Annotated in this window: 13 protein-coding genes and 2 tRNA genes; 2 read left to right on the top strand and 13 right to left on the bottom strand. The window is 69.1% G+C overall.

What is annotated here, in order from left to right:
• Positions 1–3: 3 nt before the first annotated feature.
• The 6 genes from mreC to EIZ62_RS21985 form a co-directional block, all read right to left on the bottom strand.
• Positions 4–954 (bottom strand): rod shape-determining protein MreC, encoded by a 951-nt coding sequence (gene mreC / locus EIZ62_RS22010; RefSeq protein ID WP_156694412.1) that lies wholly within the window; start codon positions 952–954, stop codon positions 4–6.
• A 130-nt stretch (positions 955–1084) separates the two neighbouring features.
• Positions 1085–2104, bottom strand: coding sequence for a rod shape-determining protein (locus EIZ62_RS22005; protein WP_156694411.1), 1020 nt, complete (start codon positions 2102–2104; stop codon positions 1085–1087).
• Positions 2105–2366: 262 nt separating this feature from the next.
• Positions 2367–2780 (bottom strand): nucleoside-diphosphate kinase, encoded by a 414-nt coding sequence (gene ndk, locus EIZ62_RS22000; RefSeq protein ID WP_156694410.1) that lies wholly within the window; start codon positions 2778–2780, stop codon positions 2367–2369.
• 138 nt (positions 2781–2918) lie between these two features.
• The gene (locus tag EIZ62_RS21995; protein ID WP_156694409.1) at positions 2919–3254 is read right to left on the bottom strand and encodes a DUF4233 domain-containing protein; all 336 of its coding nucleotides are present in this window, start codon (positions 3252–3254) and stop codon (positions 2919–2921) included.
• Positions 3255–3262: 8 nt separating this feature from the next.
• Positions 3263–4771, bottom strand: coding sequence for a bifunctional tetrahydrofolate synthase/dihydrofolate synthase (folC, locus tag EIZ62_RS21990; RefSeq protein WP_156694408.1), 1509 nt, complete (start codon positions 4769–4771; stop codon positions 3263–3265).
• Between the two features lie 94 nt (positions 4772–4865).
• On the bottom strand, positions 4866–7487 hold the full coding sequence (locus tag EIZ62_RS21985) for a valine--tRNA ligase (protein ID WP_156694407.1): 2622 nt from the start codon (positions 7485–7487) through the stop codon (positions 4866–4868).
• 138 nt (positions 7488–7625) lie between these two features.
• On the opposite strand from EIZ62_RS21985, the gene EIZ62_RS21980 reads away from it, so the two are divergent.
• The gene (locus EIZ62_RS21980) at positions 7626–8555 is read left to right on the top strand and encodes a hypothetical protein (protein ID WP_156694406.1); all 930 of its coding nucleotides are present in this window, start codon (positions 7626–7628) and stop codon (positions 8553–8555) included.
• Between the two features lie 85 nt (positions 8556–8640).
• On the opposite strand, the gene clpX is transcribed toward EIZ62_RS21980, so the two are convergent.
• From clpX to EIZ62_RS21955, 5 genes are all read right to left on the bottom strand, one after another.
• Positions 8641–9924, bottom strand: coding sequence for an ATP-dependent Clp protease ATP-binding subunit ClpX (clpX, locus tag EIZ62_RS21975; protein WP_031070473.1), 1284 nt, complete (start codon positions 9922–9924; stop codon positions 8641–8643).
• Between the two features lie 136 nt (positions 9925–10060).
• Positions 10061–10735 carry an ATP-dependent Clp protease proteolytic subunit gene (locus EIZ62_RS21970; RefSeq protein ID WP_031070475.1) on the bottom strand — a complete coding sequence of 225 codons (675 nt, stop codon included), beginning with the start codon at positions 10733–10735 and terminating at the stop codon, positions 10061–10063.
• 46 nt (positions 10736–10781) lie between these two features.
• Entirely contained in the window at positions 10782–11399 is a 618-nt protein-coding gene (locus EIZ62_RS21965) for an ATP-dependent Clp protease proteolytic subunit (protein WP_156694405.1), read from the bottom strand.
• A 250-nt stretch (positions 11400–11649) separates the two neighbouring features.
• Entirely contained in the window at positions 11650–13038 is a 1389-nt protein-coding gene (gene tig / locus EIZ62_RS21960) for a trigger factor (protein ID WP_156694404.1), read from the bottom strand.
• Between the two features lie 175 nt (positions 13039–13213).
• Positions 13214–13290, bottom strand: a tRNA-Pro gene (locus EIZ62_RS21955).
• Positions 13291–13439: 149 nt separating this feature from the next.
• Between EIZ62_RS21955 and EIZ62_RS21950 the strand changes: the two genes are divergently transcribed.
• Positions 13440–13513: transfer RNA gene (locus EIZ62_RS21950), tRNA-Gly, on the top strand.
• A gap of 86 nt (positions 13514–13599) precedes the next feature.
• On the opposite strand, the gene EIZ62_RS21945 is transcribed toward EIZ62_RS21950, so the two are convergent.
• Together EIZ62_RS21945 and EIZ62_RS21940 are read right to left on the bottom strand one after the other, a co-directional pair.
• A complete protein-coding gene (locus EIZ62_RS21945) occupies positions 13600–13965 on the bottom strand; it encodes a cupin domain-containing protein (RefSeq protein ID WP_156694403.1) in 366 nt (121 codons plus the stop codon).
• Between the two features lie 72 nt (positions 13966–14037).
• Complete coding sequence (locus EIZ62_RS21940) at positions 14038–14232, bottom strand: hypothetical protein (protein WP_156694402.1); 195 nt, start codon at positions 14230–14232, stop codon at positions 14038–14040.
• Positions 14233–14383: the final 151 nt, after the last annotated feature.

Raw genomic sequence — 14383 nt, 5'->3', positions numbered from 1 at the left:
GCGTCACTCCCCCTCGGGCGGCCCGCTCGGTGCGCCGCTGGGCGCCCCGGTGGGAGACGGGGTCACCGTGACGGTGACGGTCGGCTCGGGCGTGGGCTTGGGCGGCAGCACGGTGTCCCGGGGGTCGGTGCGCGGGGCCTGGACGACGACGCCGACGATGTCGAGCTTGCTGAAGCCGACGTAGGGGCGTACGAAGATGTTCCGCGTGAGGTTTCCGGTGGACGGGTCGACGCGGACGACCTCGCCGACCGGGACGCCGGGTACGAAGGGCTTGTCGGCGCGGGAGCCGAAGGTGACGAGCCGGTCGCCGGGCTTGACCTTGGCCTTGCCGTTGAGGAGCTGCACCGACAGCGGGCGGTCGCCCTGGCCGGTGGCGAAGCCCAGTTCGTCGGACCGCTCCATCCGGGTGCCGACGGTGAAGTCCGGGTCGCTGGCGAGGAGGACGGTGGACGTGCCGGGGCCGACGGTGGTGACGCGGCCGACGAGCCCGTCGCCGTTGATGACCGTCATGTCCCGCTTGATGCCGTCCCGGGCGCCCGCGTCGATGGTCACCGTCCAGGAGAAGCCCTGGGCGGCTCCTATGGCGATGACCTCGGCGGCCTTGATGCCGAACTGGCCGGCGCCGGCCTTCTTCAGCAGGTTGTCGAGCTCCCGCACGCGGCTGCGGTTGCGGTCGTCGCTGCCGAGCTTCGCCTTGAGCGCGGCGTTCTCCCGTTCCAGGTCCGCGACGCGGTTGTGGCGGTCGCCCGAGTCCCGTACGGCCGCGATGGCGTTGCCCACCGGATTGACGGCGGACGCGACGCTGTCCTCGACCGGGCCGAAGACCGTGGCGGCCGCCCGTCGGGCGCCGTCGACGGGTGACTCCTCACCGCCGCGGATGTCCACCGTGATCAGCGCGAACGCGATGGCGACCAGCAGCACCAGGAGCAGCCGGCTCTCTCGTGTGTCCCTCACGTGGGGCGGCCGTGCCTTCCTCGTAGGAATCTCGTAGGAAATGTTGTGCCGTTATATCAACCGGAGCAACCGGATCAACGATCAGCCGTACGGGTCCGGCAGCACCCGTACGGCTGACCTGTGGGTCACGCTATCTGCGCGGCTGGGCGTCCAGCACCTGCTGGAGCGCCTCGAACTCCTCGACGCACTTGCCGGAGCCGAGCGCCACCGAGTCCAGCGGGTCCTCGGCGATGTGGATCGGCATGCCGGTCTCCCGGCGCAGCCGCTCATCGAGGCCGCGCAGCAGGGCGCCGCCGCCGGTGAGGACGATGCCCCGGTCCATGACGTCGCCGGACAGCTCCGGCGGGCACTTGTCGAGGGTCGTCTTGACGGCGTCGACGATGGCGTTGACCGGCTCCTCGATCGCCTTGCGGACCTCGGCGGCCGAGATGACGACCGTCTTGGGGAGCCCGGAGACGAGGTCCCGGCCGCGGATCTCGGTGTGCTCGTCGCTGTCCAGGTCGTACGCCGAACCGATGGTGATCTTGATCTGTTCGGCGGTCCGCTCGCCCAGGAGGAGGCTGTACTCCTTCTTGACGTGCTGGATGATCGCGTTGTCCAGCTCGTCACCGGCCACCCGGATGGACTGCGCCGTGACGATTCCGCCGAGGGAGATGACGGCGACCTCGGTGGTGCCGCCACCGATGTCGACGACCATGTTGCCGGTGGCCTCGTGGACCGGGAGGCCGGAGCCGATGGCGGCGGCCATGGGCTCCTCGATGATGTGCACCTGGCGGGCGCCCGCCTGGGTGGACGCCTCGATGACGGCACGGCGCTCGACACCCGTGATGCCGGAGGGCACACAGACGACGACGCGCGGACGGGCCAGGTAACGGCGCTTGTGGATCTTGAGGATGAAGTAGCGGAGCATGCGCTCGGTGATCTCGAAGTCGGCGATCACGCCGTCCTTCAGCGGCCGGACGGCCACGATGTTGCCGGGAGTCCGGCCGATCATCTTCTTCGCTTCTGCGCCGACCGCCAGGATTCCGCCGGTGTTGGTGTTGATCGCGACGACGGACGGCTCGTTGAGGACGATGCCGCGACCCCTCACGTACACCAGCGTGTTGGCGGTCCCGAGGTCGACAGCCATGTCACGGCCGATGAACGACATTGAGTTCCCCTTGTTTCCCATGAGGATGCGTCGGGCCTTCCCAATTAGAGCGTTGACGGCTTCTCAGGTCGGCGAGGTGGGTGTGTGGCGAGGAGATTCACATCGTAGTCCCGCCTGCGCGGACACGGCGCGGTGGCCCACCTCTGTATAGGTGACGATGTGTCGGTGCGATGCGTTCCCGGTCGTGGCGTTCATATGCCGAAGGGCGACCGAAATTCCATCGGTCGCCCCAGGTCATGAGCGCTGTATGGCTGACAGCGGGTCAGGAAATGCCCGGGAAGAAAATCTTCAGTTCCCGAATGGCGGACTCCTCCGAGTCCGACGCGTGGATCAGGTTCTCCCGGACGATGGTGCCGAAATCACCACGGATGGAGCCGGGCGCTGCGGCGATCGGGTCAGTCGGCCCCGCCAGCTGGCGTACGCCCTCGATGACCCGCTCGCCTTCGACCACCAGTGCGACGACCGGCCCGGACGACATGAACGCGACCAGCGGCTCGTAGAACGGCTTGCCCTTGTGCTCGCCGTAGTGCTGCTCCAGCGTGTCCTGGTCCAGGTGGCGCAGCTCGAGGGCGGTGATGGCCCAGCCCGCCTTGCGCTCGATACGACCGATGACCTCGCCGATCAGGCCGCGGCGTACCGTGTCGGGCTTGAGAAGGACGAGCGTGCGCTGGGTCATGGGTGAGGGCTCCTTGCAGGCATACGTGTGCGGTGAGCCGAGGCTACAGGGGCGCCGCCGCGCCGCGGCACGGGGTCCGGTCTTTCCGGCCACCGGGGCGCACGTTCCCGGGTACCGCGCCCGGGTCGGGGCGCGCGGCTACTGCGCCTGGGCCGCCCACTTCGCCTTGGCCACGTCGATCTTCCGGCCGAAGTGGACCGACGCCCACCACAGCCCGGCGAACACCGCGCCCAGGAAGAACATCACCGGCACGACGAAACCGCTCAGGATCAGCACCACCTGGAGCGCCCAGCCGAGCTGCACCCCGCCCGGCCGGGTGATCATGCCGCACAGCAGCACGCTCAGGGCCATGAGCACACCGCACACCGTCCACACGGTGCCCATCGTCAGGCTGTCGTCCTTCATGGCCACCAGACCGGCGAACCCGATCACGAAGAACTCGCCGATCAGCGTGGACGCGCAGAGCGTACGCATCAGAAACCTCAGCCCTTCCCGAGCAGCAGCCGGGCCTCGCCGACCGTGATCACCGAACCCGTCACCAGGACGCCCGCCCCGGCGAACTCGTCCTCTTCCTCCGCCAGGGTGATGGCCGCCTCCAGCGCGTCGGGCAGCCGCGGCTCGACCACCACGCGCTCGTCGCCGAACACCTCGACGGCGATCGCGGCCAGCTCGTCCACGTCCATCGCGCGATGGCTGGAGTTCTGCGTGACGACGACCTCCGCGAAGATCGGCTCGAACGCCTCCAGCAGGCCCCGGACGTCCTTGTCGCCGCTCGTGCCGACGACACCCACCAGCCGGGAGAAGCCGAACGCCTCGCTGATGCCCTCGGCGGCGGCCCGCCCGCCCGCCGGGTTGTGCGCGGCGTCCAGCACCACGGTCGGGCTGCGCCGCACCACCTCCAGGCGGCCCGGCGAGACCACCGAGGCGAACGCGTGCCGGATGCGGTCCACGTCCAGCGTCCGCGCCTCCTGGGCGCCGACGCCGAAGAACGCCTCCACCGCCGCGAGCGCCACCGCCGCGTTGTGCGCCTGGTGCGCGCCGTACAGCGGCAGGAAGATCTCCTCGTACTCACCGCCGAGGCCGCGCAGCGTCAGCAGCTGCCCGCCGACGGCGACCTCCCGCGAGACGACACCGAACTCCATGCCCTCGCGGGCCACCGTCGCGTCGACCTCGACGGCCTTCTTCAGCATCACCTGCGCCGCGTCCACCGGCTGCTGCGAAAGGATGACGGTGGCGCCCTGCTTGATGATCCCGGCCTTCTCGCCGGCGATCTCGGCGTGCGTGGTGCCCAGCCGGTCGGTGTGGTCCAGGTCGATGGGGGTGACGACGGCGACGTCCCCGTCGATCACGTTCGTCGCGTCCCAGCTGCCGCCCATGCCGACCTCGACGACCGCCACGTCCACCGGCGCGTCCGCGAACGCGGCGTACGCCATACCGGTGAGGACCTCGAAGAACGACAGCCGGTACTCCTGCGAGGAGTCGACCATCTCGACGTACGGCTTGATGTCCTGGTACGTCTCGATGAACCGCTCGTGGCCGACCGGCGCGCCGTCCAGGCTGATCCGCTCGGTGATCGACTGCACGTGGGGCGAGGTGTACCGCCCGGTGCGCAGGTCGAACGCGCCGAGCAGCGCCTCGATCATCCGGGCCGTGGACGTCTTGCCGTTGGTGCCCGTGATGTGGATGGAGGGGTACGCGCGCTGCGGCTCGCCCAGCACGTCCATCAGTGCCGCGATCCGCGTCACCGACGGCTCCAGCTTAGTCTCGCCCCAGCGGGTGGCCAGCTCCTGCTCCACCTCCCGCAGCGCCCGGTCCACCTCGGGGTCGGCGGGCCGCGCGGGCACCGCCTCGTCGGCCCCGGGCGGTCCGGCCTGGGCGCGCAGCGTACGGCTGCCGGCCTCGATCACCGCCAGATCGGGGTCTCGGGTGGTCTCGGCTTCCACGAGGTCGTCGAAGTCGTCGCTGTCGCTGGACGGGGGCTGCTCACTCACAGGGCCAGTCTACGGAGCCCCACCGACAGCGCCCGGACCGGTGCCGGGCGGCCGGGGGCGCGAGGCGTGTGCCCCGCGCCCCCGGCCGTGGGGATCACGCCTCGGGGAGGTTCGCCAGCTGGTTCTGGAGGCGCGTGATGTCCTCGTCGGCCTTGGCGAGCCGGGTGCGGATCTTGTCCACGACGTTGTCCGGCGCCTTGGCGAGGAACGCCTCGTTGCCGAGCTTCGCCGTCGCCTGGGCCTTCTCCTTCTCCGCGACGGCCAGGTCCTTGGCGAGGCGCTTGCGCTCGGCCGCCACGTCGATCGTGCCGGACAGGTCGAGCGCGACGGTGGCGCCGGCGACCGGCAGGGAGGCGGTGGCGTGGAAGCCCTCGCCCTCCGGCTGGAGGCGCAGCAGCTGGCGGATGGCCGCCTCGTGCGGGGCGAGCGCCGTGCCGTCGAGGGCGAGGCGGGCCGGGACCTTCTGGCCGGGCTGGAGGCCCTGGTCGGAACGGAAGCGGCGGACCTCGGTGACGACCCGCTGGACCAGCTCGATCTCGCGCTCGGCGGCTTCGTCGCGGAAGCCGGAGTCGGCGGGCCAGTCGGCGACGACCAGGGACTCCCCTCCGGTGAGGGAGGTCCACAGCGTCTCGGTGACGAACGGGACCACCGGGTGCAGCAGCCGCAGCGTGACGTCCAGGACCTCGCCGAGGACGCGGGCCGAGACCTTGGCGGGCTCACCGCCGCCGAAGAACGTGGTCTTCGACAGCTCGACGTACCAGTCGAAGACCTCGTCCCACGCGAAGTGGTAGAGGGCGTCCGACAGCTTGGCGAACTGGAAGTCCTCGTAGTACGCGTCGACTTCGGCGACCGTCTTGTTGAGCCGCGACAGGATCCAGCGGTCGGTCGCCGACATCGCGGAGGCGTCCGGCAGCGGGCCCTCGACCGTGGCGCCGTTCATCAGCGCGAAGCGGGTGGCGTTCCAGATCTTGTTGGCGAAGTTCCGGGACGCCTGGACCCAGTCCTCGCCGATCGGGACGTCGGTGCCGGGGTTGGCGCCGCGGGCCAGGGTGAAGCGGACGGCGTCGGAGCCGTAGGCGTCCATCCAGTCCAGCGGGTCCACGACGTTGCCGAAGGACTTGGACATCTTCTTGCCGCGCTCGTCACGGACGAGTCCGGTCAGGGAGATGGTCTTGAACGGGACCTCGCCGTCCATCGCGTACAGGCCGAACATCATCATCCGGGCGACCCAGAAGAAGATGATGTCGTGGCCGGTGAGGAGGACGTCGGTGGAGTAGAACTTCTCCAGGTCCGGGGTGCGCTCCGGCCAGCCGAGCGTGGAGAACGGCCACAGGCCGGACGAGAACCAGGTGTCCAGGACGTCGGTGTCCTGCGTCCAGCCCTCGCCGGTGGGCGTCTCGTCGTCGGGTCCGACGCAGACGACCTCGCCGTCGGGGCCGTACCAGACGGGGATGCGGTGGCCCCACCACAGCTGGCGCGAGATGCACCAGTCGTGCATGTTGTCGACCCAGTCGAAGTACCGCTTCGACATGTCCTCGGGGTGGATCTTCACCCGGCCGTCGCGGACCGCGTCACCGGCGGCCTGGGCCAGCGGGCCGACCTTGACCCACCACTGCATCGACAGGCGCGGCTCGATGGTGGTCTTGCAGCGCGAGCAGTGGCCGACGGAGTGGACGTACGGGCGCTTCTCGGCGACGATCCGGCCCTGCGAGCGGAGCGCGCCGACGACGGCGCTGCGCGCCTCGAACCGGTCCAGGCCCTGGAAGGGGCCGTGGACGGTGAGGACTCCGCGCTCGTCCATGATCGTCATGGACTCCAGGCCGTGGCGCTGGCCGATGGCGAAGTCGTTGGGGTCGTGGGCCGGGGTCACCTTGACGGCGCCGGTGCCGAACTCCGGGTCGACGTGGGTGTCGGCGACGACCGGGATGGTGCGGTCGGTCAGCGGCAGCTTGATGCGCTTGCCGACGAGGTGCTTGTACCGCTCGTCGTCCGGGTGGACGGCGACGGCGGTGTCACCGAGCATCGTCTCGGCGCGGGTGGTGGCGACGACGAGCGACTCGTCGCCCTCGCCGTACCGGATGGAGACGAGCTCGCCGTCGTCCTCCTGGTACTCCACCTCGATGTCGGAGATGGCGGTCAGACAGCGCGGGCACCAGTTGATGATGCGCTCGGCGCGGTAGATCAGCTCGTCGTCGTAGAGCCGCTTGAAGATGGTCTGGACGGCCTTGGACAGGCCCTCGTCCATGGTGAAGCGCTCACGCGACCAGTCGACGCCGTCACCGAGGCGGCGCATCTGCCCGAGGATCTTGCCGCCGTACTCCTCCTTCCACTGCCAGACGCGCTCGGTGAACTCCTCGCGGCCCAGGTCGTGGCGGGACTTGCCCTCCTCGGCGAGCTGCTGCTCGACCTTGTTCTGGGTGGCGATGCCGGCGTGGTCCATGCCGGGCAGCCACAGCGCCTCGTGACCCTGCATCCGCTTGCGGCGGGTGAGGGCGTCCATGAGCGTGTGCTGGAAGGCGTGGCCCAGGTGGAGGCTGCCGGTGACGTTCGGCGGCGGGATGACGATGGTGTACGGCGGCTTCTCGCTCTTCGCGTCGGCCGTGAAGTAACCGCGCTCTACCCAGCGCTCGTACAGCTTCCCCTCTACCTCGGCCGGCGCGTACTGGGTCGGCAGTTCGGGGACGGATGCTGGCTGCTGCTGAGTGTTCTCGGTCACGGGCCACAGTTTAGAGGTGTCACAGGCCCGTACTGAAACGGGAATGTTCGGTAACGGTGTGACCCCCGCCGTCCCGCGTGGGAGGGGTTTCAGCCAGGATGTGAGGAACGCATAAGCATTCGGAGGGGGAACCCCTTAATGAGTTACAACCAGCCGGGCCCGTACGGCGGACAGCCCCAGCAGCCCGGACCGTACGGCCAGCCCCCGCAGCAGCCCCAGCCCGGCTACGGCTACCCCCAGCAGGCCCCGCCGCCCCAGGGCGTGCCGCCGCAGGGTTACGGCTACCCCCAGCAGCCCGGCCAGCCGGCCCCCTACGGCCAGCCCCCGCAGCAGCCCTACGGCGCGGGCCCCGGCGCCTACCCCCCGCCCCCGCCGCCGGCCGGTGGCGGCGGCAAGAAGACGGGCCTGATCCTCGGCGCGGTCGCGGTGGTCGCGGCGATCGGCGTGGGCGCGTACTTCGTGTTCGGCGGTGGCAGCTCCGTCGGGGACGACGGCAAGAAGTACAAGCTGACGACGCCCGAGACGGTCGCCACCGAGTACAAGAAGGAGTCGGGGAACTCCAGCGCCGCGGATGCCGATGCCGTCAAGGACGCCGCCAAGTGGGGCGTCAAGAACCCGCAGAACGTGACGGGCGCCTACAAGGCAGGCTCGTCCGAGACCGCCAAGCAGCTCCAGCTGAACGGCGTGTACGGCGAGATCGAGGACCCGGAGAAGGTCGTCGACGCCATGTTCGCGGAGCTGAAGAACAAGTCCGCCGAGGAGGGCTCCGGCTCCGACGGCGAGAGCATCAAGCTCAACGGCAGCCCGCAGGAGTTCACGCCGGCCGGCTTCGAGAACGGCGTGATGAAGTGCCAGGAGGCCGAGTTCGACATGGGCGCGGCCACGGACACGGCCGGAGCGCCGAGCAGCTTCAAGATGCCGGTGTGCATCTGGGGTGACCACAGCACCGTGGCGTCCGTCATCTCCACGGACCCGGCCGCCATCCTGACCGGCAAGTCACTGCCCCTGGACCAGGCCGCCGAACTGGCCGCCAAGGTCCGCAAGGACGCCCGCGTCGAGATCAAGTGACCCGGACGCCGCACTGACGCGTACGACGAGGGCGCCCGCCCGGTTCCTGGAACCGGGCGGGCGCCCTCGTGTGATGTCCGTGCCGCTACGCGGACTTCTCGTGGCGGCCCGGGTCCTTGACGACCCGGGGGACCAGCGTCGGGTTGACGTTGTTGTGGACGACGTCCTCCGTGATGACCACGCGGGCCACGTCCTTGCGGGACGGCACCTCGTACATCACCGACATCAAGACCTCCTCCATGATGGCGCGCAGGCCGCGCGCGCCGGTGCCGCGGAGGATGGCCTGGTCGGCGATGGCCTCCAGGGCCGGGCGGTCGAAGTCCAGCTCCACGCCGTCGAGTTCGAACAGGCGCTGGTACTGCTTCACCAGCGCGTTGCGCGGCTCGACGAGGATCTTCAGCAGCGCCTCGCGGTCCAGGTTGTGCACCGAGGTGATGACGGGGAGACGGCCGATGAACTCGGGGATCATCCCGAACTTCACCAGGTCCTCCGGCATGACCTCCTGGAACTGGTCGCTGGCCTCGATCTCGCGCTTCGAGCGGATCGTCGCGCCGAAGCCGATGCCCTTCGCGCCGGCGCGCGACTCGATGATCTTCTCCAGGCCGGCGAAGGCACCGCCCACGATGAACAGCACGTTCGTCGTGTCGATCTGGATGAACTCCTGGTGCGGGTGCTTGCGTCCGCCCTGCGGCGGCACGGAGGCGGTGGTGCCCTCCAGGATCTTCAGCAGCGCCTGCTGGACGCCCTCGCCCGACACGTCCCGGGTGATGGACGGGTTTTCGCTCTTACGGGCGACCTTGTCGATCTCGTCGATGTAGATGATGCCCGTCTCGGCCTTCTTGACGTCGTAGTCGGCGGCCTGGATGAGCTTCAGCAGGATGTTCTCGACGTCCTCGCCCACATAGCCCGCCTCCGTCAGCGCCGTCGCGTCGGCGATGGCGAACGGGACGTTGAGCATGCGGGCCAGGGTCTGGGCCAGGAGGGTCTTGCCGGAGCCCGTGGGGCCCAGCAGGAGGATGTTGGACTTGGCGAGCTCGATCGCGTCGTCCCGGCCCTGCGCGCCGCCGTTCTCGCCGGCCTGGACGCGCTTGTAGTGGTTGTACACCGCGACGGAGAGGGCCTTCTTCGCGGGCTCCTGCCCGACGACGTACCCCTCCAGGAACTCGTAGATCTCACGCGGCTTGGGGAGTTCCTCCCACCGCACCTCGGAGGTCTCGGCGAGTTCCTCCTCGATGATCTCGTTGCAGAGGTCGATGCACTCGTCGCAGATGTACACACCGGGGCCTGCGATGAGCTTCTTCACCTGCTTCTGGCTCTTTCCGCAGAACGAGCACTTGAGCAGGTCGCCGCCATCACCGATGCGTGCCACGAGGTGCTTCCCCTTCGCCTGGGAGCGGCTTGGTTCAGCCGGCTCCTGGTGCCTCATATCCGACGGTACCTTGCCGGGCCCCGTGTTCGGGCCCCCCTTGGCACGGTTCACACCGTGCCAAGGGAAGGCGGAGCCGTCAGGCTGCCGCCGCGGCGGTGCTCTTACGGGTGGAGACGATCTGGTCCACCAGGCCGTACGCCAGGGCGTCCTCGGCCGTGAGGATCTTGTCGCGCTCGATGTCGTCGCGGATCTTCTCGATCGGCTGGGTGGAGTGCTTGGCCAGCATCTCCTCCAGCTGGGTGCGCATGCGCAGGATCTCGTTGGCCGCGATCTCCAGGTCGGAGAGCTGCTCGCGGCCGGTGCCGCCGGACGGCTGGTGGATCAGGACGCGCGCGTTGGGCAGGGCCATCCGCTTGCCGGGGGTGCCCGCGGCCAGCAGCACGGCCGCGGCGGACGCCGCCTGGCCCATGCAGACCGTCTGGATGTCCGGCTTCACGAACTGCATCGTGTCGTAGATGGCCGTCAGCGCGGTGAAGGAACCACCGGGGCTGTTGATGTAGATGGAGATGTCGCGGTCCGGGTCCATCGACTCCAGGCACAGCAGCTGCGCCATGACGTCGTTGGCGGAGGCGTCGTCGATCTGCACGCCGAGGAAGATCACGCGCTCCTCGAAGAGCTTCGCGTACGGGTCGTACTCACGCACGCCCTGCGAGGTGCGCTCGACGAAGCGCGGGACGACGTACCGGTTGTCCACCTGCGGGCCGGTGTAGAGGCCGCTCGCGGAGAAGTTGCTCATGTGGGTGTTCACCATCCTGGTGGCGTTCGGCGGGGCTGGGAGGAAGGGGGCGGGTGCCGGCTCAGGCGCCGGTGCCGCCACCGCCCGGAACGCCCGCGGCGGCAGACATGATGTCGTCGATCAGGCCGTACTCCTTGGCCTCCTCGGCGGTGAACCAGCGGTCGCGGTCACCGTCGCGGATGATCGCCTCCACGGTCTGGCCGGAGTGGCGCGCGGTGATCTCGGCCATGCGCTTCTTCGTGCGGAGGAGGTACTCGGCCTGGATCTTGATGTCCGAGGCGGTGCCGCCGATGCCGGCGGAGCCCTGGTGCATCAGGATGTCGGTGTTCGGCAGCGCGAAGCGCTTGCCGGGGGTGCCGCCGGTGAGCAGGAACTGGCCCATCGAGGCCGCCATGCCCATACCGATGGTGACGACGTCGTTCGGGATGTACTGCATGGTGTCGTAGATGGCCATGCCGGCCGTCACCGAGCCACCCGGGCTGTTGATGTAGAGGTAGATGTCCTTGTCCGGGTCGGCGGCGAGGAGCAGCATCTGCGACGTGATCTTGTTGGCGATCTCGTCGTCGACCTGCTGGCCGAGGAAGATGATCCGCTCGCCGAGCAGCCGGTTGTAGACATGGTCGCCGAGGCCACCACCGATGGACGGCTCACCCGCGGCGTAAGGCATCAGATTCGTCACGTATCCACCTGCTCGTCTCTGACGGCTCCGGCCGTCTCAGCGTCGTACGTACTGGGGGCGAGTACTGGCCTGCCCTCGTATTCATGGACCCTAACGCGCAGGTCGGACAACACCATCCCGGTTCCCGAACTGTTCGCTCGGAGCGCAAGGTAGTTGGGCCCGCGGGGCTCCCGGGGCCCGTACGGCGACGGGCCCGATCGCACGCGGGTGCGGATCGGGCCCGTCGGACCGTTCATGCCGGGGCCGGGGCTCAGGCCTCGGGCTTGTCCTCGGCCTTGTCCTCGGTCTCCTCGGAGGAGGCGTCGACCGTCTCGGCGGTCTCGTCCTCGTCGTCGTCGAGCTCGACCGGCTCGCCGTTGGTGTCGACGACCTTGGCGGCCTCGACGACGACCGCGAGGGCCTTGCCGCGGGCGACCTCACCGACGAGCATCGGGACCTGGCCGCCCTCGACGACGGCCTTGGCGAACTGGTCGGGGCTCATGCCGGAGGAGGAGGCACGCCGCATGAGGTGCTCGGTGAGTTCCTCCTGGTTGACGTTGAGCTTCTCCTTGTTGACCAGCTCGTCCAGGATGAACTGGGTCTTGATGCCCTTGACGGCCTGCTCGCGGGTCTCGGCGTCGAACTCCTCGACCGTCTTGCCCTGGAGCTCCAGGTACTTCTCGATGGTCAGACCCATCTGGCCGAGCTGGTGGTGCTCGAGGTTGTGCTTGCGGGTGTTGACCTCGTCCTCGAGGAGCTTCTCGGGGATCGGCACCTCGGCCAGCTCGATCAGCTGGTCCAGGACGCGCTCCTGGGCCTGGGTGGCCTGGTCGTACTGCTTCATGTTCTCGAGGCGCTTGCGGCTGTCCGCCTTCAGCTCCTCGAGGGTGTCGAACTCGGACGCCATCTGGGCGAAGTCGTCGTCGAGCTCGGGGAGCTCACGGGCGGCGACCTGGGTGACCTTGACGGAGACCTCGGCCTCCTTGCCCTCGGCGGAGCCGCCCTTCAGCTCGGAGGTGAAGGTGGCCTCAGCCCCGGCCTCCAGGCCGGTCACGGCCTCGTCGATGCCGTCGAGGAGCTCACCGGAGCCGATGGTGTACTGCACGCCGCTCGCGACGCCGTCCGGGAGGACCTCGCCGTCGACCTTGGCCTCGAGGTCGATCGTCACGACGTCGCCCTCGGCGGCGGCGCGCTCGACCGGGTTGGTGGAGGCGAAGCGGTCGCGGAGCTGCTCCACGGACTTCTCGACGTCCTCGTCGGTGACCTCGACGGCGTCGACCGTGACCTCGATGCCGGAGTAGTCCGGGATCTCGATCGTCGGGCGGATGTCGACCTCGGCGGTGAAGGCCAGCAGCTCGCCGTCCTTCAGCTCGGTGATGTCGACCTCGGGCTGGCCCAGCGGGTTGACCTCGGCCTCGTTGACGGCCTCGGTGTAGAACTTCGGGAGGGCGTCGTTGACGGCCTCCTCCAGCACCGCACCACGGCCGAACCGCTGGTCGATGACACGAGCCGGGATCTTGCCCTTGCGGAAGCCCTTGACCGTGACCTGCTGGTTGATCTTCTTGTACGCCGCGTCGAGGCTGTCCTTGAGCTCCTCGAAGGGCACCTCAACAGTGAGCCGAACCCGGGTCGGGTTCAGGGTCTCAACGGCGCTCTTCACGGTTCGGTCTCCTTGGTGGCTGATTCTTGGATTCTGCCGATGCCGCTTGCGGGCGGTTCCGGCGGATTCGGCCCGGTCAGAGAGACACACGGGCACGCAGCTTGCATAGTAACCGCAAGCGGGTTGGCGCCCACAACGTGATCTTGGTTGCGCATGCGATCAGGCGCGTCTGGCGTGGTCGGGGTGGCGGGATTTGAACCCACGGCCTTCCGCTCCCAAAGCGGACGCGCTACCAAGCTGCGCCACACCCCGTCGGTGCGACACGTAGGGTACATGCCTCGCGCCGCTGCGTCGGCACCTTAATGGGGCGGCCCGTTTCAAGGGGTGTGCGACGACCCGGCCCGACCCGCTACGATGACGTTGCGTTCGTGCCGCGGCCTTGGGCCCGCGGTGCGTTGCCTGCGGGCGTAGCTCAATGGTAGAGCCCTAGTCTTCCAAACTAGCTACGCGGGTTCGATTCCCGTCGCCCGCTCCATCCGGCCGCGGCCCGGTGGGAGGACACCGTCCCCCGCCGGGCCGCGCGGCGTTTTCGGCGGCGACGCCTCGGCCCCTCCGTACGCCTCACCCCATCTGTGCCTTCACGTGCGCGATGACCTCGTCGAACTCCTTGGTGGGCGAGAAGTCCAGGTACTCGCAGTCCTCCAGGGCCTCGGGCGCGTGTCCGGGCTCCCAGTAGAAGGCCTGGCCGGCCTCGTAGATCCGGTCACCGTCTCCGGTGCGCATCCTGAGGCGTCCTTTGAACAGGTAGCCCCAGTGGGGGCACTGGCACAGGTCGCCGGGCAGGCCCTTGAGGGCCGGGCCCATGTCCGTGCCGCGGGGGAAGCGGACGAACGCGGCGGTCATGTCGCCCCCTAGGTCCGCCATCCGCAGTTCCACACCGTCGCCCTCGATGGCGACGGGGGTGTCCTCGCGTGTCGTTGCCGTCATGGTGCCTCCTCGGTCGGCACCCCTTCTCCCAGTCTGGGTCCGGCTCCGGGCACCGGCGACCCGGCCGCCGGTTCAGAAGTTGATCTGGTTGATCGTCGACGCGATCGAGTCGAGGAAGCGCTGTATGGACGGCGCCATACCGGACGAGGCGAGGAAGAAGCCGAAGAGGACGGCGACTATCGCGGGACCGGCCTTGAGGGAGCCGCCCCGGATCATCACCACCAGGATGATCGCCAACAGCAGCACCACGGACAGTGAAATGGCCACAACTGATCACACACCCTCGGTCGGTCCACCTTGCCGGCCCCGGGGTGCGCGGCCCGGCGCCCCCCGTTCGCTCCATCGTGCCACCAACCTCCCCACGATTGAGGCCCGCTGACACATCGTTCACACGGGCACGGAGCGCGGCCGTGGCCGG

The organism is Streptomyces ficellus, from assembly GCF_009739905.1.
Lineage (GTDB): Bacteria > Actinomycetota > Actinomycetes > Streptomycetales > Streptomycetaceae > Streptomyces > Streptomyces ficellus_A.
The sequence above is the reverse complement of the archived record's forward strand: the minus strand, read 5'-3'. Positions and strand labels throughout refer to the sequence as shown.